The sequence below is a fragment of the Leptolyngbya sp. FACHB-541 genome, from assembly GCF_014695875.1.
Lineage (GTDB): Bacteria > Cyanobacteriota > Cyanobacteriia > Elainellales > Elainellaceae > JAAUTN01.
On record NZ_JACJPC010000135.1, the window covers coordinates 121,745 to 147,904 of the forward strand.

The window sequence follows — 26,160 nt, forward strand, 5'->3', positions numbered from 1 at the left end:
TCAAATCAAAAGGGTTTCTGCATAAACCACTTTTTGAAGCGCAGCAGGTCTAATACCGATTTAAATAGATTTCACGACATATCAACTCCTTGTAAGGGCGAATGACCATTCGCCCCTGCGGGCATCTGCATCCTTTTCAAATCAAATTGGTATAAGTTGCGCCAAAATCAACAAAATTGCTGAAGCACCTCAGCAGTCCGTTGCCCAGTTTTTTCCCAGCTAAATTGACTAGCTCTAGCTAAACCCGCCGAACGAAGTTGCGATCGCACTCCCGCATCCGAAGCAACCGTTTGCATTGCTTCTGTGATTTCAGCCACTTCATAAGGATTCACCAGAATAGCTGCATCGCCTGCCACCTCTGGTAAAGAAGACACATTGGAAGTAATCACAGGTGTTCCGCAAGCCATTGCCTCTAAGACGGGTAGCCCAAATCCTTCCCACAGGCTGGGAAAGACGAGGGCGATCGCCTGATTAATCACCTTGGGTAATTCTGCATAGTCAACGTAGTTCAAAAACTTGACCTGAGCAGAGAGATTTAATTGGTCGATTTGAGCAATGAGTTGAGGTGTGTAGCGCTTATCGGTTGGTCCTGCTAGCCACAGTTCGTAGTCCTTACAAGTTGGCAAGGCAGCAAATGCAGCAATTAAGCGCTGAAGGTTTTTATAAGAATCGCTCCGACCCAAGTAAAGAAAATAATTGCGGGTAGGTAAATCTAAAAACCGAAAGTGTTCAGCATTGTGGGCAAGGAGGATGGGCGTAATTTTTTTGGCTGGAATTTGAAAAAAGTGAGTCAAATCCTCAGCCGTCGCAACAGAATCACAGATCAAATGCTGTGCCTGCTGCAAAACCTGGGGCACGTAATAACGGTAATAGGGGATCAGGGGAGAAAATCGTTTAGGAAATCGAATCGGAATCAAATCGTGAACTGTGACGACGAAGCGGCAGTTTGTAAATAAAGGAGCTTCTGGAATAGGGGAGAAGATCAGGGGCGATCGCCACTCCTGATAAATCTTGGGCAACTGCTGCTGAGTCCAAATTAGTCGCTTGAGATGCCCTCGAAACCCTTGCTCTGCAGTTTGCCCTGCTGGAATTGGATAGCACTCTTGCCCTTCGACCGTTTGAGCCGTAAGGAGTAAAGGATTGAGTAACTTTAAGTGAGACAAAAGGTTTAACGCATAAGTACTCGTACCTGTAGGACGAGACAGCAAAAACGCAAGATTGACTAATAGCTGGTGAGACATTTCTAAGAAATACTACGCCTTTGAAAAGGATCTCTTCGGGTGTTGGGTTTCATACCTCTGCCCCAACCTACAACTTAGAGACATTCAGTTAACTGTAGGTTGGGTGGAGCAGAGCGAAACCCAACGCTTTAACCTTGCAGCGCTACTACAATTCAGAAACAGTTCAGTTAGGGAAACCAGGACAGAACTAACTGGATTTGGTATTTTAGAAGATCCATAAATTAATCCAAAAAGCATTCTTCACTTGATTGAAGTAATTTGCTTGGTTTTCTTTTGCACAGAATAAACGAATATTATTTGGCTTGCCGCTCATATCATGAGGGTCATAATCGACCAATATTTCATCCACCATGAAGAAATCATATTGACGAAAACCAGTCAAAATTAAACTTTGACTAAAGTGCTGGCTAGTTAACATGCTCTATCGTACTGCTCGATGCATCACTAATGAGATAGCTGCAAATGTCTTCCTCCGATCACCCCATTTCCTCTGGATTTGACCAACTGCATGAACGGGTGCAGCGCTGGATTTGGCAGCAACAGTGGATGGAGTTGCGCGATATTCAGGAACAGGCGATCGCCCCCATTCTTTCCGCCCAACGCGATGTAATTATCTCGGCTGCAACCGCAGGCGGCAAAACAGAAGCGGCATTTCTGCCCATCTTTTCCAAGTTAATGGATAAGACTGGCAGCGGAATTCAGCTTCTCTACATTAGTCCGCTAAAAGCCCTGATCAACGACCAATATCGTCGCCTTTCTGCAATGGGAGAACTGTTAGAGATTCCGATTCACCCCTGGCACGGAGATATTGATGCAGGGCGAAAGCTGCGGGCGCTCAAGCATCCGTCTGGCGTGGTGCTAATTACCCCAGAGTCTTTAGAAGCACTGTTTGTGAGACGGGGATACGAATTGGCAGGAATCTTTCAGGCATTGCGCTATCTCGTAATTGATGAATTGCACTCCTTTATTGGTGTAGAGCGAGGCAAACAACTGCAAAGCCTGATGCATCGAGTGGAACAAGTTGCAGGACATGCCGTTCCCCGCATTGGCTTGAGTGCGACGCTAGGCGATATGGGACTGGCAGCAGAGTTTATCCGTTCCGGTGAAGGTGAGAAGGTCTTGCTGATTCAACCGAAGGACGATGAGGGGCAGGAACTCAAGATTCAGGTGCGCGGCTATCGCGAACTTGCACCCGATCTCTTCGACTTGGAGGATGAGGAAGAAACTGAAGTCGATACAGAAGCAACTCAAACTGCTGAATCCAAAGATAAGTCAGATATTGCAGCCCATTTGTTTAAGGTGTTGCGCGGTACAAACAATCTCATTTTTATTAATCGTCGGGCTGATGTGGAAGCATACGCCGATCGCCTGCGTCGATTATGTGAACAGCAAAAACTCCCCAATGAGTTTTTACCTCATCACGGCAGTCTCTCTAAAGATTTGCGGGAAGAAGCAGAGCAAGCGTTGAAGGGCGATCGCCCTACTACTGTTGTTTGCACCACCACATTAGAGATGGGAATTGACATCGGTTCCATGACCTCGATTGCTCAAGTGGGTGCGCCTTTTTCTGTCACCAGTACTCGTCAGCGGTTAGGGCGATCGGGACGGCGAGAAGGTGATGCGGCAATCATGCGTTTCTACATTTCAGAGCCCGAAGTGACTCCTTACACTTCTCCTCAAGACTCACTGCACCCCGAACTGATGCAGGCGATCGCCATTGTCAATCTGCTGCTAGAGCGCTGGTGTGAACCGCCTGTTGTGAGTAAATTGCATCTCTCAACCCTCATTCAACAAGTTTTATCACTCATTGCCGAAAGAGGAGGTGTGAGAGCAAAACAGGCATGGGAAACACTTTGCCAGAAGGGAGCTTTTACCGCTGTTGATCAGGCTTTATTTATTCAACTGTTGCGCTGTTTGGGGGCGCAAGATCTGATTCAGCAAACTCAGGAAGGGTTACTTCTTTTGGGTTTGAAAGGGGAAAAACTAGTGAATCACTACAGTTTTTTCACTGCCTTTCAAACGCCCGAAGAATACCGCATCGTGACTCACGGCAAAACATTAGGCACCTTGCCCGTTGAATATCCTTTAACTGAGGGACTCTACCTCATTTTTGCTGGACATCGCTGGCGCGTTTTGGCAGTCGATCAGGAACGTCGCATTGTCGATGTAGAACGCGCTGCCGCTGGGCGGGTTCCCAGTTTTAGTGGCAATCGCGGCTGGATTCACAATCGCATTCGAGAGGAGATGTACAGGCTCTATGTTTCCAAAGAAGCGCCTATCTTTTTAGATGCAATCGCCCACGATCTGCTCAGCGAAGCTAGAACTAACTTCCATCGCTTTCACCTTGCGAATACACCTTTGTTATCCAACGGGCAGCAAACACTATTGTTTTGCTGGAAAGGCGACCTGGTGATGAATACAATCCTGGTGCAGCTCCAGTCAAAGGGGTTGCGGGTGGGAAGGGATGCGATCGCCCTCACTATTGAAGAGACAACGCCTGCGAAGGTGTTGAAGGAATTGAGGGCGATCGCCGCTAAACCTCCCGTTAATCCTGTTGCGCTAGCTGCAACGGTGAGAAACAAGATCAGCGAGAAATACGATCCGTTTTTAAGTGAAGAACTGCTCTGCCAAAACTATGCATCCAGCTACCTCGACACGCGAGGATCGTGGGCTACGATTTCGGAGTTAGTTTCAAACTAAGAACTAATACGGAATTCGTTTCGTAAAGAAGCACTATTCGTAAAGAAGCGCTGTTTGGTGTACGGGCGAAGCATTCGGCAAAGGAATTGTGCTCCAGCGGCAGGGATTGTAACCGAATGCTTCGCCCCTACCAATACCGCTACTCTACAGACGGATTCGGTGTAACTTCTCCTCGTTGCGAGGCTCTGCCTTTTAGCTTGCAAAGGCAGAACCTTACTAAAGACATTCCCAGGTTCTACCTAGGGGCGAGGTTAGAGGTTATGCATTCACATTCAACTTCGCCTTTGGATCCCCTTAAAGAGAAGGCTGGCGCAGCGATCGCAGGCTTTCCCGAATCAGCGGCAATGCTCCAAGTGCAATCAGCCCAGCCGTAATCAGACTGATCACTTCATCTGCCCAATCCCAGTGCAGCAGCCAGATTAACAGCGCTGCTAAAATCACGCCTACCGAGCTAACGGTATCTGCCAATACGTGCAGAAACGCACCTCGGATATTTAAATCAGCGTGGCTGTGGTTGTGCAACAGCGAAGCCGTGACCAGATTGAAGCCCAACCCGACGATCGCCGTCAGCAGCATCATTTCACTAATAATTGCGGGATGCTCACTCTGAAACCGAATGATCGCTTCCCAGGCAACCCAGACTGCCAACACCACCAGCCCAATTCCGTTTGCCAATGCAGCCAGTAGTTCTGCTCGTTGGGAGCCAAGCGTCATTTGCCGACTGGCAGCAAACCGGGCTAACCAGGTTGCACCCAGAGACAGCGCCATCGCCAAACAGTCTGAGAACATATGCCCCGAGTCAACCACCAACGCCAAACTGTGGCTCAACCAGCTCATGCCGTATTCTGCCAGGGCAAAGCCACCTGTTAGCAACAGCCCAAGCCCCAACAGCCGCAGCTTGCTAGATGGCGGTTGGGGAGTAGGGTCAGGCAACTTCCCCTGAAGCGGATCACACGTTGTACATTCACACCACTGCATAGCACCAAACCATTAATGATCCTGATCCCGATCGTCCAGACGCGATGAATTGCGTCTTTGTTCATATTTCCTTGAAAGACTTGATTGATCGCGTCTTTGCAGGATTGTGCGTCTTCCTCTGGAAAGACGTGATTCACCCCATCTCTCCAAAATTATGCACCATGAACGCCTTGTTGCCAGCATTGAACATCGCAGCCTGAATCAAGCGCCGCAATCATCTGATCGATAATACGCGCATCCAGGCTGTTTTGTCCTAAATGGGCGTGTTCAAGTTTCTCGATCTCTGCCTGATAGAGATCTCGTGCTATTTGAAGAGATTGCTTGGCATGGGGAACGTCATTCAAACGAGCGTAGGTGATGCCCAAGTTCAAATGAGCATCTGCGTAGTCAGGCTGAAGGGCGATCGCCTGTTTCAAATTCTCAATCTCTCCCTGGCGATCGCCCCGTCGCCCTAGCGAAATTCCTAAGTCGTAGTAGGTCAGCGCAGTTGGTGCAATGGCAACAGAATGCTGGAGATATTCAATTCCCTCATCAACGCTGCCTAGCGTGACTAAGATGCTGCCTAGCCGATAAGCAGAAGCGGCATGGTCTGGATCTTGGGCAAGCGCTTCGCGATAGTGGGCGATCGCATCTTCTACCTGACTCAGTTGAAACTCAGCTCGTCCCAATTCATAGAGGACAGGAACCGATTGGGGAGAGGCGATCGCTGCCTGCTCCAGGTAATTCAATGCTCCGATTAAGTCCCCCTGCTGCCGCAATTGCATTGCCTGATGATAGGTTGCTGGCAATCCATTTCCAACAGGCAGATGGAGCTGCGCCAGTGACGGAATTTGCAGAGGCGTAACCCAGATTCCAACACAAATCAGCGTGACCACAACCATCACCGCAGTTGCTACTGTCCCTGCTTTGAATAATGCCGATTTAATTCCGGCGATCGGGGACTCCAGAGCGGGAACGGTAAACGACGAAAAAGCCATTTTCATGAAGATCTCTCCTACACATCAACTAACACCGACTTAAAAGTAGGTTGGGTGAAGCAAAGCGGAACCCAACACCCACATCGATTCCATTACGCCACCCCATCTTGAGCCTGATTCTGCCTAGCTCATAGGTTAAATGAATTAGCGCAAAGCCCAATGCCCGCATGGGTTTCGCTTTGCTCCACCCATCCTACGTATTCCTTTATTTCACAGTTCAAAGTTGCTCTATGGCTGCTCCGTTTGAACCATTCCCTGTAGCTCAGCAATCGGGGTGTAGTTGGTAAAAATCGACTTGGGCACCAGCGCGTGAACGCCCCGGTTGATGTCCACTACCTGCGTGATGTTCAAATCCATTGCCAGGCTGGACAAAGAATAGGACTGCAAGCGAGTCAAACCCGTACTCTTGACCAACAAATCCACCATGTCACGAGTCGCAATCTTCATCGCCTTATCTACATCTGGGTCAAAGCCCATTGTCATGAAGTGAGTTGGCGTTTCAGCGATCGGGCGAATTAAATCCAGGTTTTTGTGGACGACAAACTGCACCGTCACACTTCGCATTGCCGTTTCGGATGCAGTCAAGCCGACTTCACCATTGCCTTGATTGACGTGACCATCTCCGGTTGAGAACAGCGCCCCCGAATTAAACACCGGGACAAACAGAGAAGTGCCAGCCGTCAACTCTTTATTGTCCATGTTGCCGCCCCACAGGTCAGGCGGAACGCTGGAGACGCGGCGCAATCCATCTAATGTGTCAATCCGTTCGGGGCGAATTTCCCAGGCATCGCCTGCTTCTGGATTGCTGGCAGAAAAATCTGGAGGCGGCGCAATGCCCATGATTCCCATGAAAGGTTTAACGGGAAGGGTTACATTCTCAGCAAAACTGGTTGTCTCGTTCGCCAAATCTACATACAGGTGACTGATGGTGCCCTGCGGAAATTCTTCGGGCAAAAGCCCCAGGCTGCGATCGCCCGGAAACACGATCTGCCCCGCATAAATTGAAGGCACGACCTCTTTAACTTTGATCTCCAGCGCATCACCCGGTTCAGCCCCTTCGACGTAAACCGGACCAGTGAGGGAGTGGGGTCCGATCAGCTTGCGTTCGTTTGCCAATGCATCGGCTGATGCCACCAATTCCTCAATCGATCGCCCCGGTCGTGCTTCTTCTCCGACGTTGGGAAAGGTGGAGAAAGTCACCGTGTCGCCCGATTTCACCCGCAGCACAGGCGGCAAATCGACGCTAAAAAATCCTAAATGGGTCGTTTCTGGCGTTGCCAACAACACATAAGACGATTCGCCGCTGCCATTGGTGGGAACTGGACCTTGAGCCAGGGATTTGAGTCCCCAGATTCCTACAATCAACAACGCACTCAGGCAAGCAAATCCTATTTGTTTAGAACGATTCCACCATTTCTGGCGAGTTCCTTTTCGGTGCACTTTCATCGCAAAGTCCTTTACAGGGATACACAGGAAAATAAACACACAAAGCCTGACGAAATGCCAGGGTTAGCACCCTAAAGCAGACAGCAATGCTGTTTGGATTAGATTCTTTTGAGGAAAGTTTGGAAAGCAGTAAATATTCTTTGTAGGGGTATAGCGGATTCCCTGTGAGAGCGTAGCATTCGTAGATAAACTTCGGTAGAAACCCAATTTTTTTGCCCGAATGCCACGCCCCTACAAGCCTTTAGGCTACGAATCAATCTTTCCAAACATTCCCTTAAATAAATGGTTTTTGGATGAGGATGAAATACGGTTCAAAGATAGATAGCTTGAACATCAATTGATGAGCTAAAGCCCAGCTTTTTGAAGATTCAAGCTATCGGATTGTTAACCCTTTTACAAACCCAATCCATGCAAGATTTGCTATCAAGAAAAATATGAGCTTTTGAACATATATCCTTGAGTAGCAGCAATATTACGAGTACTCAAACAGATCATTCTGTATTTTGAAAAACAAAATCGTTTTCGAGAGAAAGATGGTTTCCGCGCTTCTCTCAAAAACGATTACGGGTTATTTGCGTTTGATTTTGAAAGACCGCGACTTCCTAAACGGCGTCAGAACCGATCGCCACTACTTTTGCTTTCCGCACAGGGCGCTTGCGCTCGCCCCTGCGGGTGCCGCCTGCCATCTCATACTCAACGCTGTTTTTACCATATTTAACCGCAACGCCCAATAGCATAGCTCACACAAATCTCGTAGCGATCGCTCTACTTCTTCCACTTTGCTGTGGGCTGCGTCGACCGCAGAAAGAGCCATATTGTAAGCTTCTAGCTTGTCTTGCATATCCTGAATCAACTCGCTGAAGGTTTCAAGCGTTAACCCGTTACCCAAATCGAGAGAGAAACTAATTGATTTCAGTGCGGCGGCTCGGCGCTCGGCTTTATTTAAAACAATGGAACTGCGCTTTAAGCGTGGCACAATTAACACCCCGAATAGTTGGTTGACATTGCCAAGGTAAGAGAGGCGATCGCCCTTTGTCACTGGTGATTTACCCGAAAACTTCTGCTAATTTTGTCTCTCGTAGAAAATAACCGTAAAACTGCGGTCGTCACTTCTCTTGATCAAGGACGTAGCCTATTCAAATTCAATAAATGGGTTTGCAAATTCAAGAAATGGGTTAGTGAATTCAATAAACGGGTTCGCAAATTCAACGAGTGGGTATAGAAATTCAACAAGCGGGTACACGAATTCAAGAAATGGGTTCGCAAATTCAATAAACAGGTTCGTGAATTCGATGTATGAGTATAGGAATTTAACGAGCGGGTAGGCAGATTGCTGCTTTTGTGACTACGATTCGAGTAAACAATTTCTCCCCATCCCCATCCTTCCATGACTGGATTTGAACCCTTTGTAATAGCAGCGACCGCAGGCTTAACAGGCATCATCACCGACGTGATTAAATCTAGAGGCGGCAAGCTGCTAGACCAACTGGATCGGGATATTCTCAAGCCAGACCTCAGGAAAGCATTACAGCAATACAAGTAATAATGATTAAAGGATACGACGTAGTTGCCTTAACGGACGAAATTCAAGCCATTCACAAAGAAACAAAGCAATCAATTCTACTTAAACGTGGACAAGTTGGCACTGTGCTTACAAGCTTCAAAGATCAGGCTTATTTAATTGATTTTTCCGACGCTGAAGGCAAAACATATGCGATGGAAACAGTTCCTTCAGACAGCTTAATGGTGCTTGTATACGAACCATCACTTGTGAATGTTTGATAGCAGTCAGATTGGTGCGATGGGCAGGGCGATCGCTCCTTCCACAATAAGCTGTGGAAAGTATTGGGCAATGTGAAAACGCAATTCGTTGCCTCTCCGCAGGACTGCGTAAGGGCATAGCATTCGGCAGGTAAACCCTGAAAACAACCGAGGGCTTTTGCCCGAATGCCACGCCCCTACAGAGGACATTGGCTATTGCTCAAGCATCCCCTGCTTCACCAAAGAGGGTTAAGCTCTATTCCACCACATCCCCGATCGCCACATAGCGCAGCAAAATCCTCAACACCTCACCGGGGTTAAGCGTGATCGTGGTTTCGGCATTGGGGAGGGCGATCGCCGGACTCCATAGCCCTGCTTCGGCGTAGTGCAAATTGTGGAGCTGGTGAATCGTGTGTTGCACCAGCGTAGGTGAGCCAATTAGCAAATGTCGAATTGGTTCGCGGCAGGGCTGCCCATTTGCAGTAGGTTGCAGTCGTGGCGCAACAGATAAGGGAATGGGCTGTAGCGTCCCAGTGAACGCTACTGGCTGGGTGATTAAGTTGGAATGCATGGGGTTTTCCTTGAACTAAACAACGGCAGGAAAACCCAAAAATTAAGCCGCCCCGATGCGTTTCCATTGCAAGCTGGGGCGGCTGAAAATAGGGATAAAATACCTTCAGCCCCCAGACTGCCGTGAACAGTCGAAAGGGTTAGCTATCGAGAGTTGTTGACGCAACTTTCGGTAGCGCGACTAAATTTTTGGGTCTGCAACTGACAAGAACTCACTCTGTCAAAGTCGCATTGCAGAATTAAATCTTATCTCCGGGTATTTAGTCAATCTTGATCGCATAAAAAATAGAAACACCTAAGCTAACCCATGCAGGTCAAGTGATTATCCCTCAAGCTTGACGAGAAGCTCATCGGTGGGAAGCAGGGCAGGAATTGTTGGCGATCGACAGAGATAAAATTCTCTTAAAACCTAAAAAAGCTTTTACAGAAACTACTTTAGAGAGCATAGTGGCTGCTTAAATATCAAGAAATCCTCAAAGCTTAGAAGGCATTGAAAATTTGATCCGTAGAGCTATTAAAGAGCAATGGAAGAATTACAGTTGAAGTTGAGATCCTTTCTCAAAACTTTTTAGAATTGTTATACAAGATTGAGCTATTTACTAATACGTATTCTCTCGTTTTATCCTCAAGAGATTTTATTCAAAGCAGCTTTAAGAAAATCCAAAGATACAGAATATCTGTAAAGTTTCGATGAACTTGCTACAAGTTAGGATTGCCAAATCCCGTGATTCTGGCATTTAATGCTCCATAGCCTGTGCATCAGTACAACTACAGAGAAGACTAAATTACTCAATTAACGGTTCAGGCATGAAGTAGAAATTGCTCATATTATGGCGATCGCAAATTGTCCTGAAGCTTAGGAGCTAAAGCTTTGTTCTGGACTATGCAACTATCTGATTATCCTGAGCAATTACTTGATAAAAGGTGTGTTTTAAGGTCTACCTATCAACTAATTCATACTTAAAATATCAAATAAATACTTTTAACCAATCAAACTGCATCTTTTATTTCAGGGGAGAATTTCTTGCATAGTTGATCACACTAGATAGGGGGCAATTTAGTTTGTAAGAGATTTACAGATAAGTCGTGAAATTCGATGATTCTCTTCAACTCAAATTGAGCAGAATTGGCTAGCAAACATGTCACCTTTGCAATCTTCTGTCGTGTCTAATCCTTGTCCTCTCCTTTTTTTAGAGCAAAATCCGTCGCTGTCCGACTCTCTTTGTGCAGACTGCGACTTCAATATTGACCAAGTTGCGACGCTGATTAGACCCGTTTTACAGGCTCAACAACGCTGTCAGCTATCATCTTGCTACATTCAGGCAGTTGCCATCGGGCGAACGTCTTTTCTGATCACCAACTTGATGCAGTCTGAAATTAGCCACAACACGGCGATCGCTTCTAGCTGGCTAATCGGCAGAAGTTTAACCTGCGCGATTACAGTTCAAGACCCTTCTGCGTCTCGCTGTCATGCCGTGATTAGCCACCACCGCAATGAAGGATTTAGCATTACTGACATTGGCAGCAGCAACGGCACCTTGGTCAATCGACGGCGCATTCCGGTGATGGAGCGGCGATCGCTTCAAGACGGTGACCTAATTCAAATTGGTAGCCTGAAGATTGAATTTTTTGTGACAACTCGCAGTCAACCTGCTGTCAATGCTGGTGAAGCAACCTATTATTAAATTGGTATTTTTAGAACACCATAGATATCAGTAGATATCAATTAGATATCAGTCCTACAATTTAGTTGTCATACCGTTTCTACATGAAGCTGCATATTTTGGAGCGGGGCATGCTCCAAAATATGCAGCCTTAAAGAGAACTTAAAGAGAATTGGTATCAGAAATTAGTTGTCAGACGAGCAGATTGTGAGAGGCGCATCTCAGAGGGGTGTGTCTCTCACAACCCATTTAGAATTGCTACATATCCAGTTGAGTTTGCAGCGTGGGTAGTGATAGAAAAGTAAGGGCTTGATCAATTAGCAGGCTCCTCAGCCGGATTCACTTTATACCTATGGGCAAACAGCGCGTTCTTTCTGGAATTCAACCCACTGGCGATCTCCATTTGGGGAATTACCTTGGCGCAATTCGCAACTGGGTAGAAATCCAGCGCGACTACGACAGTTTTTTGTTCATGGCTGATCTGCACGCCATGACCGTCCCTCACGATCCGGCAGCTTTAGCTGAAAGCACCTACAAAGTGGCAGCAACCTACTTAGCCTGTGGGATTGACTTGGACTGCGCCACGATTTTTGTGCAGTCACACGTCCCTGCTCACACCGACTTGTCGTGGCTGCTGACCTGCATCACGCCGCTAAACTGGCTCTATGACATGGTGCAGTATCGTGAGAAAGCGATTAAACAAGGCGAAAATGTCGGGGCAGGGCTGCTGTGCTACCCGGTACTGCAAGCGGCAGACATTTTGCTCTACGAGCCAGACAAGGTGCCCGTCGGTGAAGACCAAAAGCAACACCTAGAACTAACGCGAGACATTGCGGCGCGACTCAACTATCAGTTTGGCAAGGAAAACCAGCCGATTCTAAAATTGCCTGACCCGATGATTCGTAAGGAAGGGGCACGGGTAATGAGTCTGACAGACGGCACCCGGAAGATGTCAAAGTCTGACCCGTCGGAGCTAAGCCGGATTAACCTGCTAGATTCGCCAGAGGAAATTCAGCACAAAATTAAGCGCTGCAAAACTGACCCCATTCGCGGGCTGACCTTCGATGATCCAGAGCGTCCCGAGTGCAACAATCTACTGACGCTTTACACGATTCTTTCCAACCAAACCAAGGAAGCCGTCGCAGAAGAGTGCCGGGAAATGGGTTGGGGACAGTTCAAACCGCTGTTGACCGAGACAGCGATCGCCGCCCTAAAGCCAATTCAGGACAAATATCATGCAATCATGGCAGATAAGGGGTATCTGGAGTCGGTATTGCGTCAGGGGCGAGAACAGGCAGAGGCGATCGCCAATGTCACCCTGGCAAAAGTCAAGTCTGCTCTGGGCTACTCTACCCCCTTGTAGGCGACCGACTTTAGCGTAAAACTACAACTCTTCGCCTCTCTCCCCTGCTCCCTACCCCTCTGACTGCTGCAATGTCCGATCGCCCATACCCTAACCCTCAATCCCCAACCCCTAGCTCCCGACTTCGCGCTGCTGCTCAAGCCAAAGAATTTCTGATTACGGCTGAGGTGATGCCGCCCAAGGGTGGAAATCCGGCGCACATGATTGAGATGGCAAAGTTACTACGCGATCGCGTTCATGCTGTCAATATCACCGATGGTAGTCGGGCAGTTTTGCGAATGTCGTCGCTGGCTTCGTCGGTGGTTTTACTCCAGCAGGGGATTGAGCCAGTTTGTCAGATGGCCTGCCGCGATCGCAACTGCATTGCCCTGCAAGCAGACCTGATGGGCGCACAGGCCCTCGGTATTCGCAACGTTTTAGCGCTAACGGGCGACCCGATCAAAGCGGGCGATCATCCCACTGCAAAGGGCGTGTTTGACCTGGAATCGGTGCGTTTGTTGAAGCTGATTGATAAGCTCAACCAGGGATTGGATTTTAATGAGAAACCGCTACCTGATGGCGCGACGGAGCTATTTGCAGGAGCGGCGATCGACCCTCAGTGTGGCAGTTGGTCAGGGCTACAGCGGCGGTTTGAGCGCAAGCTAGAGTCAGGAGCGCAGTTTTTCCAGAGCCAGTTGATTTCAGATTTCGATCGCCTGGAAAAGTTTATGGATCAGGTTGCAGTGAGCTGCAACAAGCCAGTTTTGGCGGGTATTTTCCTGCTGAAATCAGCCAAGAATGCTCGATTTATCAACCGCAACGTACCGGGCGTACAGATTCCCGACGCAGTTATTGATCGGTTGGAGCAAGCGGCTGATCCGCTGCAAGAAGGTGTGGCGATCGCCGCAGAGCAAGTAAAGCTTGCTCGTCAGCTTTGTCAAGGCGTTCACATGATGTCCGTCAAACGCGAAGATTTGATTCCACAAATTCTAGATCTGGCAGGAATTGCTCCACTAGCGGTGAAAGCGAACGGGTAACAGTAGTCCAGCAATAGGGCGATCGAGTGCAATTATTCGCTTCAGCCAATCTCCAATCGTCAATGGATGAAAGCCTGCCACGATTGTTTTGCTCATTGTCCTATGACAGTCACAGCAAAGCCAACTAGAGATTTGCCCGTTACCCTTAGAAGTTGAGGCGATCTGCTATTGGCTAGAACCGCTTGGATTTCCCTCCGCAGAAGCACTGACTCTTAACTGAGTCTACACATATCGCTGGTAAAACTTGAGTATTTTGGCGGTCTATTATTCCCTCTTCTACAGGCTATCTTCCTATAAAAAGCCATTTTCAGGACCTCGTGTCTTGAAAGTGATTCATAAAGCGGGCAGCTTCACTTGCCATTAAAATTTGAACTTCAGGTAACGTTATGCGATCGCCCCTTTCCCCCAGTTTCAACCTGATTTTAGAGCAGGTAGACAATGCGATCGCTTTATTTGATTCATCTAGCACGCTAACGCTATTTAACTCAAAGCTGACCCAGCTTTGGAAAATTTCCGATAGCTGGTTGCAAACTCAGCCCCAGTGTCAACAGCTTCTCTCTGAGCTAGCGGTTCAGGGAAACTGGTCTTTAGAAGACTGCCAGCAGTTTGAGCAAGCTGTGCAAGCAACTTCTGAAGTCGTTTTAACCGTTAGACAACAGGACAACAACACCGTTGAGATTCACATTAGCTCTACCACAGATGCAGAAAGGTTGTGCATTTTTCGAGTCTCTGAGGAGCCGCCAGCCCGATTGTCTGAAAGGTTGTGTCTAGATTCATCCGAATCAGTTGATCACAGTTCCACTATTGAAGCAATCCAGATTGAGATTGCCGAAAAGCTAGGATTTGTCCCGCCTTTTTTTTTCCCTGCTCAAAACGATTCCCAGGTTTTGTCAACTCTTTGGCAGCAAACCTTAGTGTTCTACCTGGACAATCCCCTGCCTGTTTTGTTCAAGGAAAAATTGTTTGCTTACCTGTCGCGCTACTGCATCGTGCCCTACTGCATGGTCTGTCACAGTTGCGCCTTGCGACTCTTGGGCTGGCAAGCGCAGCAGATTCTAGAACTGCTAGCCTCTCCAATTCCAACTGAGGCTGAAATCAACCAGCATTTAGAGTTCTTGTTAGCCCAGCCGAAACTGTCAAACTTTCCAGAATCTAATTCTGCTTTGGAGAAGGGTGTGCTCTGGTGTTCGGTCACAATTTTCTTAAAACGGGACCAAGCAGCCCTTTGTTACAGCACATTGCGTCACCTTTTGAGAGCAGGGGACTACCAAAACTTAATTACATTCATTGCGTATGTAAAAACATGTCACCTCTGGATGGAGGCACATCCTGAAGTTAGTTACGAAATGGATAAGCGAGCGCAGGACCATCTCGATGTTTTGTTAACAGAAGCTCCAGGTTTAGGTGATTTTTTCTCAATCTACACCCAACAAATTCAGCAACAGCAACACGATTTAGTTCAATATCCGGCAGCGATCGCCGAACGCAGACAGGCGATCGCCGCTCTGCAACAAAGCGAGGAAAAGTTTCGGAATCTGGTCGAGCAAACCAGCGATTGGGTATGGGAAGTTGACCTCAACCAGTGCTTTGTTTATATCAACCCTAAAGTCAACCAGGTGTTGGGCTACGAGCCAGAAGAACTGCTCGGCAAAACAGCCTTTGATCTGATGCAACCAGATGAAGCGAAACGATTTGCCACTCTGATCAACTTTTACGTTACCAGGCAGGAGCCGTTTACCAACCTGGAGGAGAGGCTCTTACACAGAGCTGGACAATCCGTTGTGTTAGAAACCAGCGGTTCGCCGATCTTTAACGCGCAGGGAAAGTTACAGGGCTATCGGGGAATTAGCCGAGATATCACTGCCCGCAAGCAGGTAGAGCAAGAAATTCGCAAGGCGCTAACCAGAGAACGGGAACTCAACGAACTCAAATCTCGCTTCATTTCCATGACATCTCATGAGTTTCGCACTCCAATGAGTACGATTTTGCTGTCTGCTGAGATGTTAGAAAATTACAGCCAATTCTTAACTGAAGAAAAGAAGCAAAAGCACTTTCGTCGCCTCAAAACGGCGATCGCTCACATTGTTTACCTATTAGATGATGTGTCCCTATTAGGACAAGTCGAGGGTGGAAAAGCCAAGCTAAGTTTAGAGCTGATTCATTTAGAGGAGTTTTGTCGCGACCTGATCGAAGAAGTTCAGGGCAGCATTGGTGCTGGGCGAGCTATTGAGTTTACCTGCCAAGGTTTGTCTGCCTCTATCGGGTTAGACAAAAAGCTGTTTCGCTCAGTCTTAAGCAACCTGCTATCCAATGCGCTCAAGTACTCCTCGTCAGACAGCACAGTTCAAGTCAGGCTAACTTATCAGGAGACGCAAGTTGTGCTGGAAGTGCAAGATTGGGGCATTGGCATTCCACCAGAAGACCAGCCGCGTCTATTTGAGTCGTTTCATCGCGCCAAAAATGTAATCAACATTCAAGGTACAGGGCTGGGTTTGGCGATCGCCAAGCGCTGCGTTGCTCTACACAACGGTCAAATTGAAGTAGAGAGTACACTAAATGTAGGCACGACCTTTAGGGTCAGACTGCCACTGTAGAAAGCTTTGGTTAAAAAAGCTTTGGTTACATCGTAATGATTGGAACTGGCATGGTTAGCACTGCTCCCCGAACACAGACTCGCGCCTGGGCTAAGGCAATTCCTCAAACGGCTGAAAATGCGATCGCCTCTCCCATTTCAGAATTTCCACTCACTCCTTTGGAAGTGTTATCAGGCAAACTTCCTCCAGGGTTACACGGTTCCCTTTACCGCAACGGCCCAGGTCGCCTAGCAAGAGGGGAATACCAGGCAGGACACTGGTTTGACGGAGATGGTGCAATTCTGGGTATTCACTTTACCCCCGCAGGCGCAACCGGAACTTATCGCTTTGTCCAGACCGAAGCTTACAAGGCAGAAGAAAAGGCTGGCAAGTGGCTGTTTGGAGGCTACGGCAGTATGCCATCGGGTGGCTTTTGGCAACGGTTTCTCCGTGACGCAAAAAATGCTGGAAACACGTCTGTGTTGGCTCTCCCCGACAAACTGCTGGCGCTATGGGAAGGCGGCAAACCTCACGCGCTAGATTTGCAAACCCTGGATACCTTTGGAGAAGATGACCTGGGCGAACTGCACCGAGATCTGCGCTACTCCGCTCACCCTAAACGCGATCCGCATACAGGGGAAATTTATAACTTTGGCATCTCCTACGGCAAGACAGGTGTGCTGAACGTCTATCGCAGCAATGCTTCAGGGCAGATTGTGAAGCAAAATGCGATCGCCCTTGAAGGTCTGCCGATGATTCACGATTTTGTCCTGGCAGGTCGCTATCTAGTCTTTTTTGCACCTCCGGTTCACCTTAATCCGTTTCCGGTGTTGCTCAGATTCAAAACCTATAGCGAATCACTCACCTGGCAACCCGAAAAAGGCACTCAGGTTTTGGTGCTTGACCGGGAAAGCCTGGAGGTTGTCAGCCGCAGCGAGGTTGAATCCTGGTATCAGTGGCATTTTGGCAATGGCTACGTCGATGCTGACGGCGCTGTAGTAGTAGATCTGGTGCGTTATCGCGATTTTCAGACTAATCGATACCTTCAAGAAGTCACCACCGGAAAGACGCACACCGCAGCAAAAGGAACCCTGTGGCGGCTACGGCTCAATCCTCAATCTGGGCAATTGCTAGAAACAGTTGAACTGCTGGATCGAGGCTGTGAGTTTCCGGTCGTTCATCCGCAGCAGGTGGGGCAACCGTCACGCTTCACCTACTTGAACGTGCATCACCCAGGAGTTGATATCAGTCAGGAATTTTTTGGGGCGATCGCCCGCTTTGACCACCAAACAGGCACTTTCACCACAACTCATTTGAAGGAAAACTGTTATCCCTCTGAACCCATTTACGCACCCGATGCAGAAGACCCCACAAAAGGCTGGGTACTGACCGTCGTATTTGATGGCAATCAGGGTTGCAGCGAAGTATGGGTGTTTGATGGCGATCGCCTTGATGACGAGCCTGTCTGCCGTTTGGCGCTACCAAGCGTTATTCCGCTTAGTTTCCACGGCACCTGGAAACCAGCTTGATTCAGTATTAATCGTCAGATTGCGATCGCCGAATGCGATCGATCTCCTGCTGCAAATCTTCAATTTCTCGACGTAGTCTTTCCACTTCGCTAGGTGGAGCGTCTGCCGGGACATTAACAGCTCCCTGCCCTGTGCGGCGATAGTTTCCACCCCGAATCTGGCGATATTCCTCAGAAGTAGACCACTCCCGCAAATAGTGAACCCGCTCAACAGTGAAGGGATGAGTTAGAAAAATTCCCTGAGACAGGTTGTTATAGAGCAGGAATTTATAGACCTGGTTGAGACTGTCCTGATCAAGTTCCTGATAGCGCTCCGACTGACGGATAAATTCGTCTAGGCTCAACTCATTGGAGTACCGAGTGCTGCCGCCTGCAAGCTGCATCATGTTTTGCATCACCGGAGTCAGATTATCCATGACCAATAGAGCAGCGCGATCGGCAGACAGTTCTGCTTTGCGGAGCCATTCATAAAACGCAAGTAGCAAACCCGTTGTGACCAAACTACTCAACCCAAAGGTTGCTCCTGCCAAACCAAATACTAAATTGATTGCCCAAAGTGCCATCTGAGTCAGAATTGTATGCCCACATTTAATATGTCCTAACTCGTGGGCAATCACCGATCTCAGTTCTGCCTCATTCAACAAATCCAGCAGAGCAGTGTTCAACACGATGCACGGACGTTCCTGCCCCAGTGCATAAGCATTAATCATCGGAGCCTGCGAAACAAACAGCACTGGCTCTGGATGCACGTCAAGATCGCGCACGCATTCTCGAAAAATGCCGTAAACAGTAGAATATTGGCGCGGCCCTACTTCAATGCTGTTGCCCATCAAGTAAACGTAACGAGGACGTTCGTAGATGAATTCCACAAACTTACGGGCAACAATGTCAAATCCGGGAACGCTTCGCAATGCCTGCTCTGCCTGATAGTCCAACGGGTGGCGAAAGGCTTCACTGGAGATCCCGGTGTAGGTTGGCATAGGAGGTGTTCCTTAAGTAATTTCCAATATCCAAACTAACCCAATACCTCTTGTTCGGGGAAATGGATCACTTTTTAAAGCGTGAATGGTAGCTTAAAGCGTGAATGGTAGCGCGGCTGAGTCGCGCTACCATTCACGCAGAAGGTCTACGAGTTAGTACTTCTAAATGACAATAGCGGGGGACGCAAGCAAAGGTACGCGAGTGGACCAAACAGCGGTACCAATGCAACGAACCAAAACAGTTGAGAGTCGCTAGTCAAACCATGTCGTGCCATATCATCACTCAGCAAGGTCGGATATGGAAACAGTAAGCACAGCAAACAAAACGCCAAAGACATGCCGTGAATAAACCGATTAGTGAGAAACTCCTGCACGAAGGCAGACCAATCCCCGAATACCAGAGCATAAATGAGCAGAACAAGAGTGCTAAACAACAGAATGATTCCGGTTGATTTAGCATCCAAAAGCTTCAACCAGGCATCCTTTTCACCTGAAAAGCTTTGATTGGGTTCGCGCAGAGCAAGATAGGGAATCAAGGCAATGACTCCCGTTCCCACGGATGCCAGCATGAAAACCCAGGCTAGCAGATTTTGCACCCTACCATCTGCAAAAACCAGACAACTGTAAATCAACAGCCAAATACCAATCAGGCTGAACAGCGACACGATGACCGGATTGATGGTAGGGATTTGCCCTGCAAGTAGGGTCTGAATGGGTTGAAAAGTGTCCGACTGTAGCGGTGGGGCAAACACCAAAACATAAACGATGAAGCTAAGCCATATTAGCCAGAGCAGAAGTTTTCGTCCCATTTTTAAATTCCTTGCGATCGCCCCTCCCATTGTTGAGGCTCGTGTCTATCTCAAACACTTTCGCAAGGTGGATTGCTGGGACTTAAAACGACTAGCTCTAGCTCTACGATTAACGTCTTTTCCTGAAGCAACTGCTCACAGGCTAGGAAGCTAACGCTACCTCAACCATTTGCTGAAGTTCGCCTTTTTGATATAGCTCAATCAAGATGTCCGAGCCACCAACGAACTGACCATTAACGTAAACCTGGGGAATGGTGGGCCAGCTTGAATATTCCTTGATGCCATTGCGAATGTCGTGGTCTGCCAATACATCGACCGTTTCATAGGGAACAGCCAGCATATTTAGGATTTGTACCACGTTGTTAGAAAAGCCGCACTGAGGCATCAGTTTGCTGCCTTTCATGAAAACCATGATCTTGTTCTGGTTTACCAGATTGTCAATGCGCTCTTGCAGTTCTGGAGTCATATTGCTTTGGAGGGATAACTACTTGGTTCTATACTAGCGGGAACTTAATTCTTATCTGCCGCGAATTTACACTACTTGCCGCGAAGACTCCCAAGTTTGAGGAGTGTAGGTTTTCAGGGACAACGCATGAATCGCCTCAGAAGACATCGCTTGCCGCACAGCGCCATACACAAGCTGATGCTGTTGAACCAGCCCTTTTCCCTCAAATTGGGATGAAATTACCGTAACCTGATAGTGATCGCCGCCACCCGTGAGGTCTTGAACCTGTACCTGAGCATCGGGCAGCCCAGCTTTGATCATTGCTTCAACTTGACTTGGGCTAATCATTCACCCTCCTTACCAACGCGTTAAAAACCAGTCTTAAACAGGAAAATGGAGAATCCCTAAGTTCAATCTAGCGTTTAGTTGTTGACGTTGGGAGTAGGAGTAGCGGAAGTTGGCTCGTCTGAGTTTCTGGGATAGGGAGAATCCACGAACCCAAGTTCAAACAGTTGTCGGTAAGCTCTTTGACCTAGCTCACGTGTTGGCTGCTGGCTGCGGATGATTTGTACGAGCAGCGGAACTGCTAGCTCAGGCTGATTTTGAGCGCGATGAACCAGGGCAAGCTGATAGGTCGCCTGGTCGCGCATTTGAGCAGTTTCTAATGCCTGAGTACGCTGGCTATCAGCAATGCGATTGTCGATGCCGGAAAAGCTAGCGGCTAACTCTTGATAAAAATTAGAAAGCTGATTGAAAACCTGACGGGCTTCTTGAAGCTTGCGAGTAGCGAGAGCATAGTCTTGAGAGGCGATCGCATCATTTGCCTCGGTCATCAAGCGCTGCCCTCCAGCAATGCTGAGCAAGCTACCGTCTTGAGAAAGAGGACGCAATTCTTCCAGATCATCAGGTGAACTGGGGTCTGATTCAGGAGTTACTCCCTCCTCAATTGCATCAATGGGTTGCTCAACTTCGTCTGGCGAAGAGGTGGATTGTGCCTGTGCTGAAACAGGCAGCAATGTCAAAGCCGCCATAGTGGACAGCGCCAGCAGACAAACAAAGGATGAAGAGCGGGCAGTTCCAGGGAATACCATGAAGCGACTTTGAAATGTTACAAAAAATGTGATGGGCTTAACCTTCGGGTATCTTACCATTGCATCCTTGCTCTTTATTGAGGTCTTTGGAATTGCATGAACTTACTAGCAATTCCATGAGCAAAGCCTACTTAAATTCCGAAGCTTAATCAGGATAAAAAGACCACCGCTGGTTAGAATTAGTTCCCTAATTCTTTCCTCAGAAAAATTTGCGTGAAGAATTAGCGTAGGGGAGCAACCTGCATGATTTGAATGGGTTCTCCGACTGAAATCAGTTTTTGACCTACAGGCACAACAGCAAGAGCATTGGTTTGAGCCAGATTGATGAGGTTGCCAGAGCTATGACTGCCACCTGCCAGGTGAAATTCGTAAGTGCCATTCACCAGATGCAGTTGCCCCCAAATGTAACTTTCACGCTTGCCGTCAGATTTGAGTGGGTGGAGCGATCGCCCCTCTACAAATAGAGGTTGCCATCCATTGGGGTGTCCAGATAGCTTTCGCAATGCAGGCTGCACAAAACGCCAAAAGCTAACCAGAGCTGAAACCGGATTTCCAGGTAAACCAAAGTAGAGAATTGGGAATACGTCGGGTGCAGAGTTTTCGTTTCTCTGGAAAGTTGCCACCGTCAAAGGTTTACCAGGTCTGACCGCAACCGCACGAATATGAATCTGTGCCCCCAAGTCAGCAAGAATGCGATCGACATAGTCATAGTCACCTACAGAAACACCGCCCGAAGACAACACTAGATCTGCGGTAGAGATGGCATGGGCGATCGCCCCTTTCAACTCCTCCGGCTGGTCGGGCACAATTCCCAGCAAAATCGGCTCTGCACCAGACTGAGCAACCAGTGCCGCTAGCGCATACTGATTGGAGTCCACGATTTGTCCGGGCTGCAAGGGCTGATCGGGTTCAACCAGCTCACTTCCAGTTGATAAGATTGCCACCCGTGGACGGCGATAAACTTTCACCTGCGTACATTGAGCCGCTGCCAAAACCGCAATTTCTGGAGCAGATAATGTTAAGCCAGTAGGCATCAGCGGAGTTCCCGCCTTGTAGAAAGCTGCTCGATGCCGAACAAATTCCTGGGGTTGAGGTGCAGAAAAGATGGAGAGGCGATCGCCTTCCCGTTTCGTCACCTCCTGAATCACCACTGTATCCGCTCCCGTTGGCATCATCGATCCCGTCAAGATCCGGGCTGCCTGCCCTGCCTGCACCGTTTTCTGAGGCATATAGCCTGCCGGAATTTCTTCAATCACCTGCAACTCAGCAGGCGACTCAGCGCTACAGGTTTTCACATCAGCAAACCGCACCGCATAGCCATCCATCGCGGAATTGTCCCAGTGCGGAAAATCAAGCTGACTTGTAACTGCCTCTGCCAAAATTCGTCCCGAAGCTGCCAGCAAATTCACCATTTCGCTATCCTGCTGGGCATCTAGCGGTTTCACCAAGCTCAAAATAAGGTCTTCTGCTTGTTGCGCGGGCAGCATAATGTTTAATGGATGGTCCTGATTTAATGAGTAGTCCTGAAACAAGTGACTGAAAGGCTGATTCAAATTGTAGGACTACCACCGTGTAAGATTACCAGCCTGCATTCTGCAATATCCCGCAAAGATGCGCTTTTCCCTGGCAACATCTTTGGCAACGCATGATCCATCGCGTTGCAAAAGTCTGATTAAACCTAAAACCCTAGTATTGAAATAGGATTTGCCCCTAGCCCCTAGTCCCCAAACCCTAGCCCCTAGCTCCCAAACCCCAATCTCAATCCTCCCATGCGCCCAGATCCTTCTCCACCTCCTTATCCTAAAGTTCCAATCGAACGAAGAGGAGCCGCTCTATTAATTGACTTGTTTGCTGTCGGCATTGTTAGCTCCTTGATTGGAGGCAGCATCACCGCAGTGGCTTTTGTATTTATCGTGGCTTGGCTGGGAATGCGCGTCATTTGGGTGTCTAAAAATCATGGGCAAAGCCTGGGCAGATGGGCGCTGGATATGAAAGTGGTGGATGCGCGAGTGGGCGGCACCCCTGGTTTGCAGGAACTTGTGAAGCGAGAAGCCCTGGTTGGAGCGGGTGCAATGCTGTTTTATGTAGGGTTAGTCAGTTTGCTCACGTTGGGTTCTGGGGCAGCTTGGGCACTGATACTGTTTCTTCCGCTGCCAGCCGACTGTAGCCTCGCTTTTTCAGATCGGGTAAAGCGTCAAGCCTTTCACGACCAAATTAGCCGAACTTTAGTCGTGCAGACGCGACGGGGCTATTCTTTAGACCTAAAAATTAAACGGTTGGTTGCTGAAGCGAAGCGTCGTGTGAAATAATTAGGGTTTGTGCTTAACTCTTTACCGCAAATTTGATTTTGTAGAATTATGGCTAAGGGCGTTCGGATTATCATCACGCTAGAGTGTACGGAATGTCGTACCAACCCTGACAAGCGATCGCCAGGGGTTTCTCGCTATACGACCACCAAAAACCGTCGCAACACGACCGCAAGGATAGAGCTCAACAAGTTCTGTACCCATTGCAACAAACATACTTCCCACAAAGAAATCAAGTAGGTTCAGCCTGACTTGATTTCCAATCTGACTTGCAAAGTTTCAAAGATTTAACTCTCGAACTATGACCTACTATCGTCGTCGTGTTTCACCGATCAAACCGGAAGACCCCATTGACTACAAAGACGTTGACCTGCTGCGCAAGTTTATTACCGAGCGTGGTAAGATTTTGCCCCGTCGCATTACCGGCTTAACCGCAAAGCAGCAGCGCGATTTGACGCAAGCCATTAAGCGGGCACGAATTTTGGCTTTGCTTCCTTTTGTCAACCAAGAAGGTTAAGAGGCTGGGGTGCTGGGGCAGTGCATGGAAACTTAGTTTCACCTGTAGCCGCACCTCTCAACCTCTGACCCATAACATTACCCCCAGGCCTCAATGGAGAAGGGAACACTTGTTGAATTTCGGCTGAATGGCGATCGCCGTCTGGCAGTAGTAGACCGCCCAGAGGGAAAAAAACACTGGGTTGTGGTTGATGAGCGGGGGCAGCCTTACACGCTACATCCTCGCCAGGTTACCTACGTCGTCACGGGGCAAGCCTTTAAGTCAGGAGACATCTCTAGCTTTCGAGCAGAAATTCAGCCGTATCTTGATCCTTCTAGTCTGGAAGTTGCCTGGGAACTGCTTGTGGAGGACAGCGAATTAGCTGACCCCTCTGGCATGGCGTTACTGCTATTTTCTGACCAAAGCCCAGCGCTGTGTTACGCAGCGCACTGCTTGCTCTCGGAAGATAAGATTTATTTCAAACAGAAGTCTGATTCTTATGAACCTCGCTCAAAAGCTCAGGTTGCAGAGCTGAAACACCAGCTAACTGTAGAGGGTCAGCGAATTCAAGAATGGCAAGGCTTCTTGCAGCGAGTCAACCAGGCTCTCCAGGGAGAACAGGTAGAATGGCAGAATAGCGATCGCCCTCGTCTTGAAGCCTTGGAAAGGTTTGCTGCCTTTGGGGAAGAAGCCAAAAATCGGACTCCTGCCCTGGAAGTTTTAACCGCTTTTGGACGAGCTGAGACGACCCAAGCCGCCTTTCAGCTATTGGTAGACCTTGGACTCTGGAGTCCTCACGAAAACCTATTTCTGCGGCGGAGTCAAATTCCTACACAGTTCTCCAGCAGGGTACTAGAAATGGCTCAATGCCGCTTAGCCGATCCTCCACTTGACCTTGATCCCGAGCGTCTGGACTTGACCCATCTCAAGGTCTACACCATTGACGATGAGAGTACTCGTGAAATTGACGATGGGCTGAGCGTTGAGTTTTTGGAGCTTGGCAAGCAGCGCTTGTGGATCCATATTGCTGACCCAACTCGCTGGATTACCCCAGAAGATGAGCTTGACTTAGAAGCTCGTCGGCGTTGCACAACGCTCTACCTGCCGACTGGAATGATTCCAATGTTTCCGCAGGAGCTAGCAACTGGGCCAATGAGCCTCACCCAGGGACGAATTTGTACGGCACTGAGTTTTGGAGTGGTGCTTGACTCAGAGGGGGCGATCGAGGACTACAGCATTCATGCCAGTCAGGTGAAGCCGACCTATCGCCTCACCTACGAAGATGTAGATGAAATTTTAGAACTGGGCGTGCAAGCAGAGCCAGAACTAGAGGCACTTGCCCGATCTGCAAAACGTCGTCAAATTTGGCGGCAGTCCCAGGGGGCAATCACAATTCTCATGCCCGAATCGTCGATTAAAGTGCAGGACGATGAGATCACCATCGATGTCCTGGACAACTCGATCTCCCGTCAGCTTGTCGCAGAGATGATGATTTTGGCGGGTGAGGTTGCAGGTCGTTATGGACGCGAACACGGGCTACCTCTGCCCTACCGGGGACAAGCTCAGCCAGAATTGCCTTCTGAAGAAGAGCTCCTGCTGTTGCCAGCGGGACCCGTTCGATATTGTGCGATACGACGCTGTATGCCGCGCAGCGAAATGAGCATTACGCCGCTGCGTCACGCCAGTCTGGGTTTAGATACCTATACTCAAGTAACCTCTCCCATTCGGCGCTACACCGATCTGCTGGCGCACTTTCAAATCAAAGCGCATTTGCGTGGAGATGCGCTGCCCTTCTCAGCAGAGACGATGAAAGAGCTGATGCTATCCGTGAGTACGGCTGCTTATGAGGCAACGCTGGTTGAACGTCAGACCAATCGCTATTGGGGACTAGAGTATTTACGCCGCCATCCCAACGAAATCTGGCAGGCGTTGATGCTGCGCTGGCTACGGGAACATGAAAACCTTGGGCTAGTCTTGCTTGAAGAATTGGGCTTAGAGCTAGCGATGCGGTTTAACCGTCCGATTGAACCGGGCGATCGCCTGGACGTGAAAGTAACTTATGCGGACCCCCGGCAAGATGTGATTCAATTTGCCGAGTCTACCGAGCGCGAAGCCCAACCTGTAGGAACTTGACTGCTCTAAAGCTGCAATTCTCATAGTTTGAATTAAACAGAAGTAGAGAGGTGATTGGTACATTTCACCTCTACTCTTAGTTA

General features: G+C 48.6%; 26 protein-coding genes. 12 read left to right on the forward strand and 14 right to left on the reverse strand.

The features are described from left to right. Positions 1-167: 167 nt before the first annotated feature. Positions 168-1,241, reverse strand: coding sequence for a glycosyltransferase family 1 protein (locus H6G00_RS29630; RefSeq protein ID WP_190799459.1), 1,074 nt, complete (start codon positions 1,239-1,241; stop codon positions 168-170). A gap of 205 nt (positions 1,242-1,446) precedes the next feature. Next, complete coding sequence (locus tag H6G00_RS29635; RefSeq protein WP_190799460.1) at positions 1,447-1,659, reverse strand: hypothetical protein; 213 nt, start codon at positions 1,657-1,659, stop codon at positions 1,447-1,449. 44 nt (positions 1,660-1,703) lie between these two features. Here H6G00_RS29635 and H6G00_RS29640 point away from each other — a divergent pair, with 44 nt between their 5' ends. Further along, entirely contained in the window at positions 1,704-3,941 is a 2,238-nt protein-coding gene (locus H6G00_RS29640; RefSeq protein ID WP_190799461.1) for a DEAD/DEAH box helicase, read from the forward strand. A gap of 294 nt (positions 3,942-4,235) precedes the next feature. Here H6G00_RS29640 and H6G00_RS29645 read toward each other — a convergent pair whose 3' ends face one another. From H6G00_RS29645 to H6G00_RS29660, 4 genes are all read right to left on the reverse strand, one after another. After that, positions 4,236-4,919 (reverse strand): cation diffusion facilitator family transporter, encoded by a 684-nt coding sequence (locus H6G00_RS29645; protein WP_190799462.1) that lies wholly within the window; start codon positions 4,917-4,919, stop codon positions 4,236-4,238. Between the two features lie 152 nt (positions 4,920-5,071). After that, positions 5,072-5,902 carry a tetratricopeptide repeat protein gene (locus H6G00_RS29650; RefSeq protein WP_190799463.1) on the reverse strand — a complete coding sequence of 277 codons (831 nt, stop codon included), beginning with the start codon at positions 5,900-5,902 and terminating at the stop codon, positions 5,072-5,074. A gap of 222 nt (positions 5,903-6,124) precedes the next feature. Beyond that, positions 6,125-7,342 (reverse strand): acetamidase/formamidase family protein, encoded by a 1,218-nt coding sequence (locus H6G00_RS29655; protein WP_190799464.1) that lies wholly within the window; start codon positions 7,340-7,342, stop codon positions 6,125-6,127. A gap of 628 nt (positions 7,343-7,970) precedes the next feature. Continuing rightward, positions 7,971-8,381, reverse strand: coding sequence for a hypothetical protein (locus tag H6G00_RS29660; protein ID WP_199318787.1), 411 nt, complete (start codon positions 8,379-8,381; stop codon positions 7,971-7,973). Between the two features lie 348 nt (positions 8,382-8,729). Between H6G00_RS29660 and H6G00_RS29665 the strand changes: the two genes are divergently transcribed. Beyond that, positions 8,730-8,885: a hypothetical protein gene (locus H6G00_RS29665; RefSeq protein WP_190799465.1), complete on the forward strand. Its 156-nt coding sequence runs from the start codon at positions 8,730-8,732 to the stop codon at positions 8,883-8,885. Between the two features lie 2 nt (positions 8,886-8,887). Continuing rightward, positions 8,888-9,124, forward strand: coding sequence for a DUF4926 domain-containing protein (locus H6G00_RS29670; protein WP_190799466.1), 237 nt, complete (start codon positions 8,888-8,890; stop codon positions 9,122-9,124). Between the two features lie 6 nt (positions 9,125-9,130). On the opposite strand, the gene H6G00_RS29675 is transcribed toward H6G00_RS29670, so the two are convergent. Both H6G00_RS29675 and H6G00_RS29680 read right to left on the reverse strand, forming a co-directional pair. Beyond that, positions 9,131-9,313, reverse strand: coding sequence for a hypothetical protein (locus H6G00_RS29675; protein ID WP_190799467.1), 183 nt, complete (start codon positions 9,311-9,313; stop codon positions 9,131-9,133). A 46-nt stretch (positions 9,314-9,359) separates the two neighbouring features. Beyond that, on the reverse strand, positions 9,360-9,674 hold the full coding sequence (locus tag H6G00_RS29680) for a hypothetical protein (RefSeq protein WP_199318788.1): 315 nt from the start codon (positions 9,672-9,674) through the stop codon (positions 9,360-9,362). A 1,138-nt stretch (positions 9,675-10,812) separates the two neighbouring features. Between H6G00_RS29680 and H6G00_RS29685 the strand changes: the two genes are divergently transcribed. The 5 genes from H6G00_RS29685 (at position 10,813) to H6G00_RS29705 (ending at position 17,818) form a co-directional block, all read left to right on the forward strand. After that, positions 10,813-11,358 carry an FHA domain-containing protein gene (locus tag H6G00_RS29685; RefSeq protein ID WP_190643046.1) on the forward strand — a complete coding sequence of 182 codons (546 nt, stop codon included), beginning with the start codon at positions 10,813-10,815 and terminating at the stop codon, positions 11,356-11,358. Between the two features lie 331 nt (positions 11,359-11,689). After that, a complete protein-coding gene (gene trpS, locus H6G00_RS29690) occupies positions 11,690-12,700 on the forward strand; it encodes a tryptophan--tRNA ligase (protein ID WP_190799468.1) in 1,011 nt (336 codons plus the stop codon). 71 nt (positions 12,701-12,771) lie between these two features. Beyond that, on the forward strand, positions 12,772-13,716 hold the full coding sequence (locus H6G00_RS29695) for a methylenetetrahydrofolate reductase (protein ID WP_190799469.1): 945 nt from the start codon (positions 12,772-12,774) through the stop codon (positions 13,714-13,716). 386 nt (positions 13,717-14,102) lie between these two features. Continuing rightward, positions 14,103-16,310 carry an ATP-binding protein gene (locus H6G00_RS29700; RefSeq protein ID WP_190799470.1) on the forward strand — a complete coding sequence of 736 codons (2,208 nt, stop codon included), beginning with the start codon at positions 14,103-14,105 and terminating at the stop codon, positions 16,308-16,310. A 50-nt stretch (positions 16,311-16,360) separates the two neighbouring features. Then, positions 16,361-17,818 carry a carotenoid oxygenase family protein gene (locus H6G00_RS29705; protein WP_190799471.1) on the forward strand — a complete coding sequence of 486 codons (1,458 nt, stop codon included), beginning with the start codon at positions 16,361-16,363 and terminating at the stop codon, positions 17,816-17,818. Between the two features lie 7 nt (positions 17,819-17,825). Here the strand turns inward: H6G00_RS29705 and H6G00_RS29710 are convergent, their stop codons facing one another. The 6 genes from H6G00_RS29710 to glp all read right to left on the reverse strand — a co-directional run bounded on the left by H6G00_RS29710 (position 17,826) and on the right by glp (position 22,629). Further along, positions 17,826-18,797, reverse strand: a complete 972-nt coding sequence (locus H6G00_RS29710) for a M48 family metallopeptidase (RefSeq protein WP_190799472.1) — start codon at positions 18,795-18,797, stop codon at positions 17,826-17,828. A gap of 146 nt (positions 18,798-18,943) precedes the next feature. After that, a complete protein-coding gene (locus H6G00_RS29715) occupies positions 18,944-19,606 on the reverse strand; it encodes a hypothetical protein (RefSeq protein WP_190799473.1) in 663 nt (220 codons plus the stop codon). Positions 19,607-19,748: 142 nt separating this feature from the next. Beyond that, positions 19,749-20,072, reverse strand: coding sequence for a Grx4 family monothiol glutaredoxin (grxD, locus tag H6G00_RS29720; RefSeq protein WP_190643053.1), 324 nt, complete (start codon positions 20,070-20,072; stop codon positions 19,749-19,751). 66 nt (positions 20,073-20,138) lie between these two features. Further along, positions 20,139-20,399 (reverse strand): BolA/IbaG family iron-sulfur metabolism protein, encoded by a 261-nt coding sequence (locus H6G00_RS29725; protein WP_190799474.1) that lies wholly within the window; start codon positions 20,397-20,399, stop codon positions 20,139-20,141. A gap of 74 nt (positions 20,400-20,473) precedes the next feature. After that, complete coding sequence (locus H6G00_RS29730) at positions 20,474-21,142, reverse strand: hypothetical protein (RefSeq protein ID WP_190643055.1); 669 nt, start codon at positions 21,140-21,142, stop codon at positions 20,474-20,476. Between the two features lie 221 nt (positions 21,143-21,363). Further along, positions 21,364-22,629, reverse strand: coding sequence for a gephyrin-like molybdotransferase Glp (glp, locus tag H6G00_RS29735; protein WP_190799475.1), 1,266 nt, complete (start codon positions 22,627-22,629; stop codon positions 21,364-21,366). A gap of 282 nt (positions 22,630-22,911) precedes the next feature. Here glp and H6G00_RS29740 point away from each other — a divergent pair, with 282 nt between their 5' ends. The 4 genes from H6G00_RS29740 (at position 22,912) to H6G00_RS29755 (ending at position 26,077) form a co-directional block, all read left to right on the forward strand. Continuing rightward, positions 22,912-23,451, forward strand: a complete 540-nt coding sequence (locus H6G00_RS29740) for an RDD family protein (RefSeq protein ID WP_190799476.1) — start codon at positions 22,912-22,914, stop codon at positions 23,449-23,451. Positions 23,452-23,499: 48 nt separating this feature from the next. Continuing rightward, positions 23,500-23,688: a 50S ribosomal protein L33 gene (gene rpmG / locus H6G00_RS29745; RefSeq protein WP_190643058.1), complete on the forward strand. Its 189-nt coding sequence runs from the start codon at positions 23,500-23,502 to the stop codon at positions 23,686-23,688. A 61-nt stretch (positions 23,689-23,749) separates the two neighbouring features. Next, positions 23,750-23,965 carry a 30S ribosomal protein S18 gene (rpsR, locus tag H6G00_RS29750; protein WP_190643059.1) on the forward strand — a complete coding sequence of 72 codons (216 nt, stop codon included), beginning with the start codon at positions 23,750-23,752 and terminating at the stop codon, positions 23,963-23,965. Positions 23,966-24,058: 93 nt separating this feature from the next. Continuing rightward, entirely contained in the window at positions 24,059-26,077 is a 2,019-nt protein-coding gene (locus H6G00_RS29755; protein WP_190799477.1) for a ribonuclease R family protein, read from the forward strand. Positions 26,078-26,160: the final 83 nt, after the last annotated feature.

Coding starts and splice junctions, on each gene's coding strand:
- H6G00_RS29705 (WP_190799471.1), top strand. CDS start 16,361: ATGGTTAGCACTGCTCCCCGAACACAGACTCGCGCCTGGGCTAAGGCA.
- H6G00_RS29665 (WP_190799465.1), top strand. CDS start 8,730: ATGACTGGATTTGAACCCTTTGTAATAGCAGCGACCGCAGGCTTAACA.
- H6G00_RS29715 (WP_190799473.1), bottom strand. CDS start 19,606: ATGGGACGAAAACTTCTGCTCTGGCTAATATGGCTTAGCTTCATCGTT.
- H6G00_RS29680 (WP_199318788.1), bottom strand. CDS start 9,674: ATGCATTCCAACTTAATCACCCAGCCAGTAGCGTTCACTGGGACGCTA.
- grxD (WP_190643053.1), bottom strand. CDS start 20,072: ATGACTCCAGAACTGCAAGAGCGCATTGACAATCTGGTAAACCAGAAC.
- H6G00_RS29655 (WP_190799464.1), bottom strand. CDS start 7,342: ATGAAAGTGCACCGAAAAGGAACTCGCCAGAAATGGTGGAATCGTTCT.
- H6G00_RS29635 (WP_190799460.1), bottom strand. CDS start 1,659: ATGTTAACTAGCCAGCACTTTAGTCAAAGTTTAATTTTGACTGGTTTT.
- H6G00_RS29695 (WP_190799469.1), top strand. CDS start 12,772: ATGTCCGATCGCCCATACCCTAACCCTCAATCCCCAACCCCTAGCTCC.
- H6G00_RS29670 (WP_190799466.1), top strand. CDS start 8,888: ATGATTAAAGGATACGACGTAGTTGCCTTAACGGACGAAATTCAAGCC.
- H6G00_RS29650 (WP_190799463.1), bottom strand. CDS start 5,902: ATGAAAATGGCTTTTTCGTCGTTTACCGTTCCCGCTCTGGAGTCCCCG.
- H6G00_RS29710 (WP_190799472.1), bottom strand. CDS start 18,797: ATGCCAACCTACACCGGGATCTCCAGTGAAGCCTTTCGCCACCCGTTG.
- H6G00_RS29685 (WP_190643046.1), top strand. CDS start 10,813: ATGTCACCTTTGCAATCTTCTGTCGTGTCTAATCCTTGTCCTCTCCTT.
- rpsR (WP_190643059.1), top strand. CDS start 23,750: ATGACCTACTATCGTCGTCGTGTTTCACCGATCAAACCGGAAGACCCC.
- H6G00_RS29740 (WP_190799476.1), top strand. CDS start 22,912: ATGCGCCCAGATCCTTCTCCACCTCCTTATCCTAAAGTTCCAATCGAA.
- trpS (WP_190799468.1), top strand. CDS start 11,690: ATGGGCAAACAGCGCGTTCTTTCTGGAATTCAACCCACTGGCGATCTC.
- glp (WP_190799475.1), bottom strand. CDS start 22,629: ATGCTGCCCGCGCAACAAGCAGAAGACCTTATTTTGAGCTTGGTGAAA.
- H6G00_RS29700 (WP_190799470.1), top strand. CDS start 14,103: ATGCGATCGCCCCTTTCCCCCAGTTTCAACCTGATTTTAGAGCAGGTA.
- H6G00_RS29645 (WP_190799462.1), bottom strand. CDS start 4,919: ATGCAGTGGTGTGAATGTACAACGTGTGATCCGCTTCAGGGGAAGTTG.
- H6G00_RS29640 (WP_190799461.1), top strand. CDS start 1,704: ATGTCTTCCTCCGATCACCCCATTTCCTCTGGATTTGACCAACTGCAT.
- H6G00_RS29755 (WP_190799477.1), top strand. CDS start 24,059: ATGGAGAAGGGAACACTTGTTGAATTTCGGCTGAATGGCGATCGCCGT.
- H6G00_RS29730 (WP_190643055.1), bottom strand. CDS start 21,142: ATGGTATTCCCTGGAACTGCCCGCTCTTCATCCTTTGTTTGTCTGCTG.
- H6G00_RS29725 (WP_190799474.1), bottom strand. CDS start 20,399: ATGATTAGCCCAAGTCAAGTTGAAGCAATGATCAAAGCTGGGCTGCCC.
- H6G00_RS29675 (WP_190799467.1), bottom strand. CDS start 9,313: ATGTCCTCTGTAGGGGCGTGGCATTCGGGCAAAAGCCCTCGGTTGTTT.
- rpmG (WP_190643058.1), top strand. CDS start 23,500: ATGGCTAAGGGCGTTCGGATTATCATCACGCTAGAGTGTACGGAATGT.
- H6G00_RS29630 (WP_190799459.1), bottom strand. CDS start 1,241: ATGTCTCACCAGCTATTAGTCAATCTTGCGTTTTTGCTGTCTCGTCCT.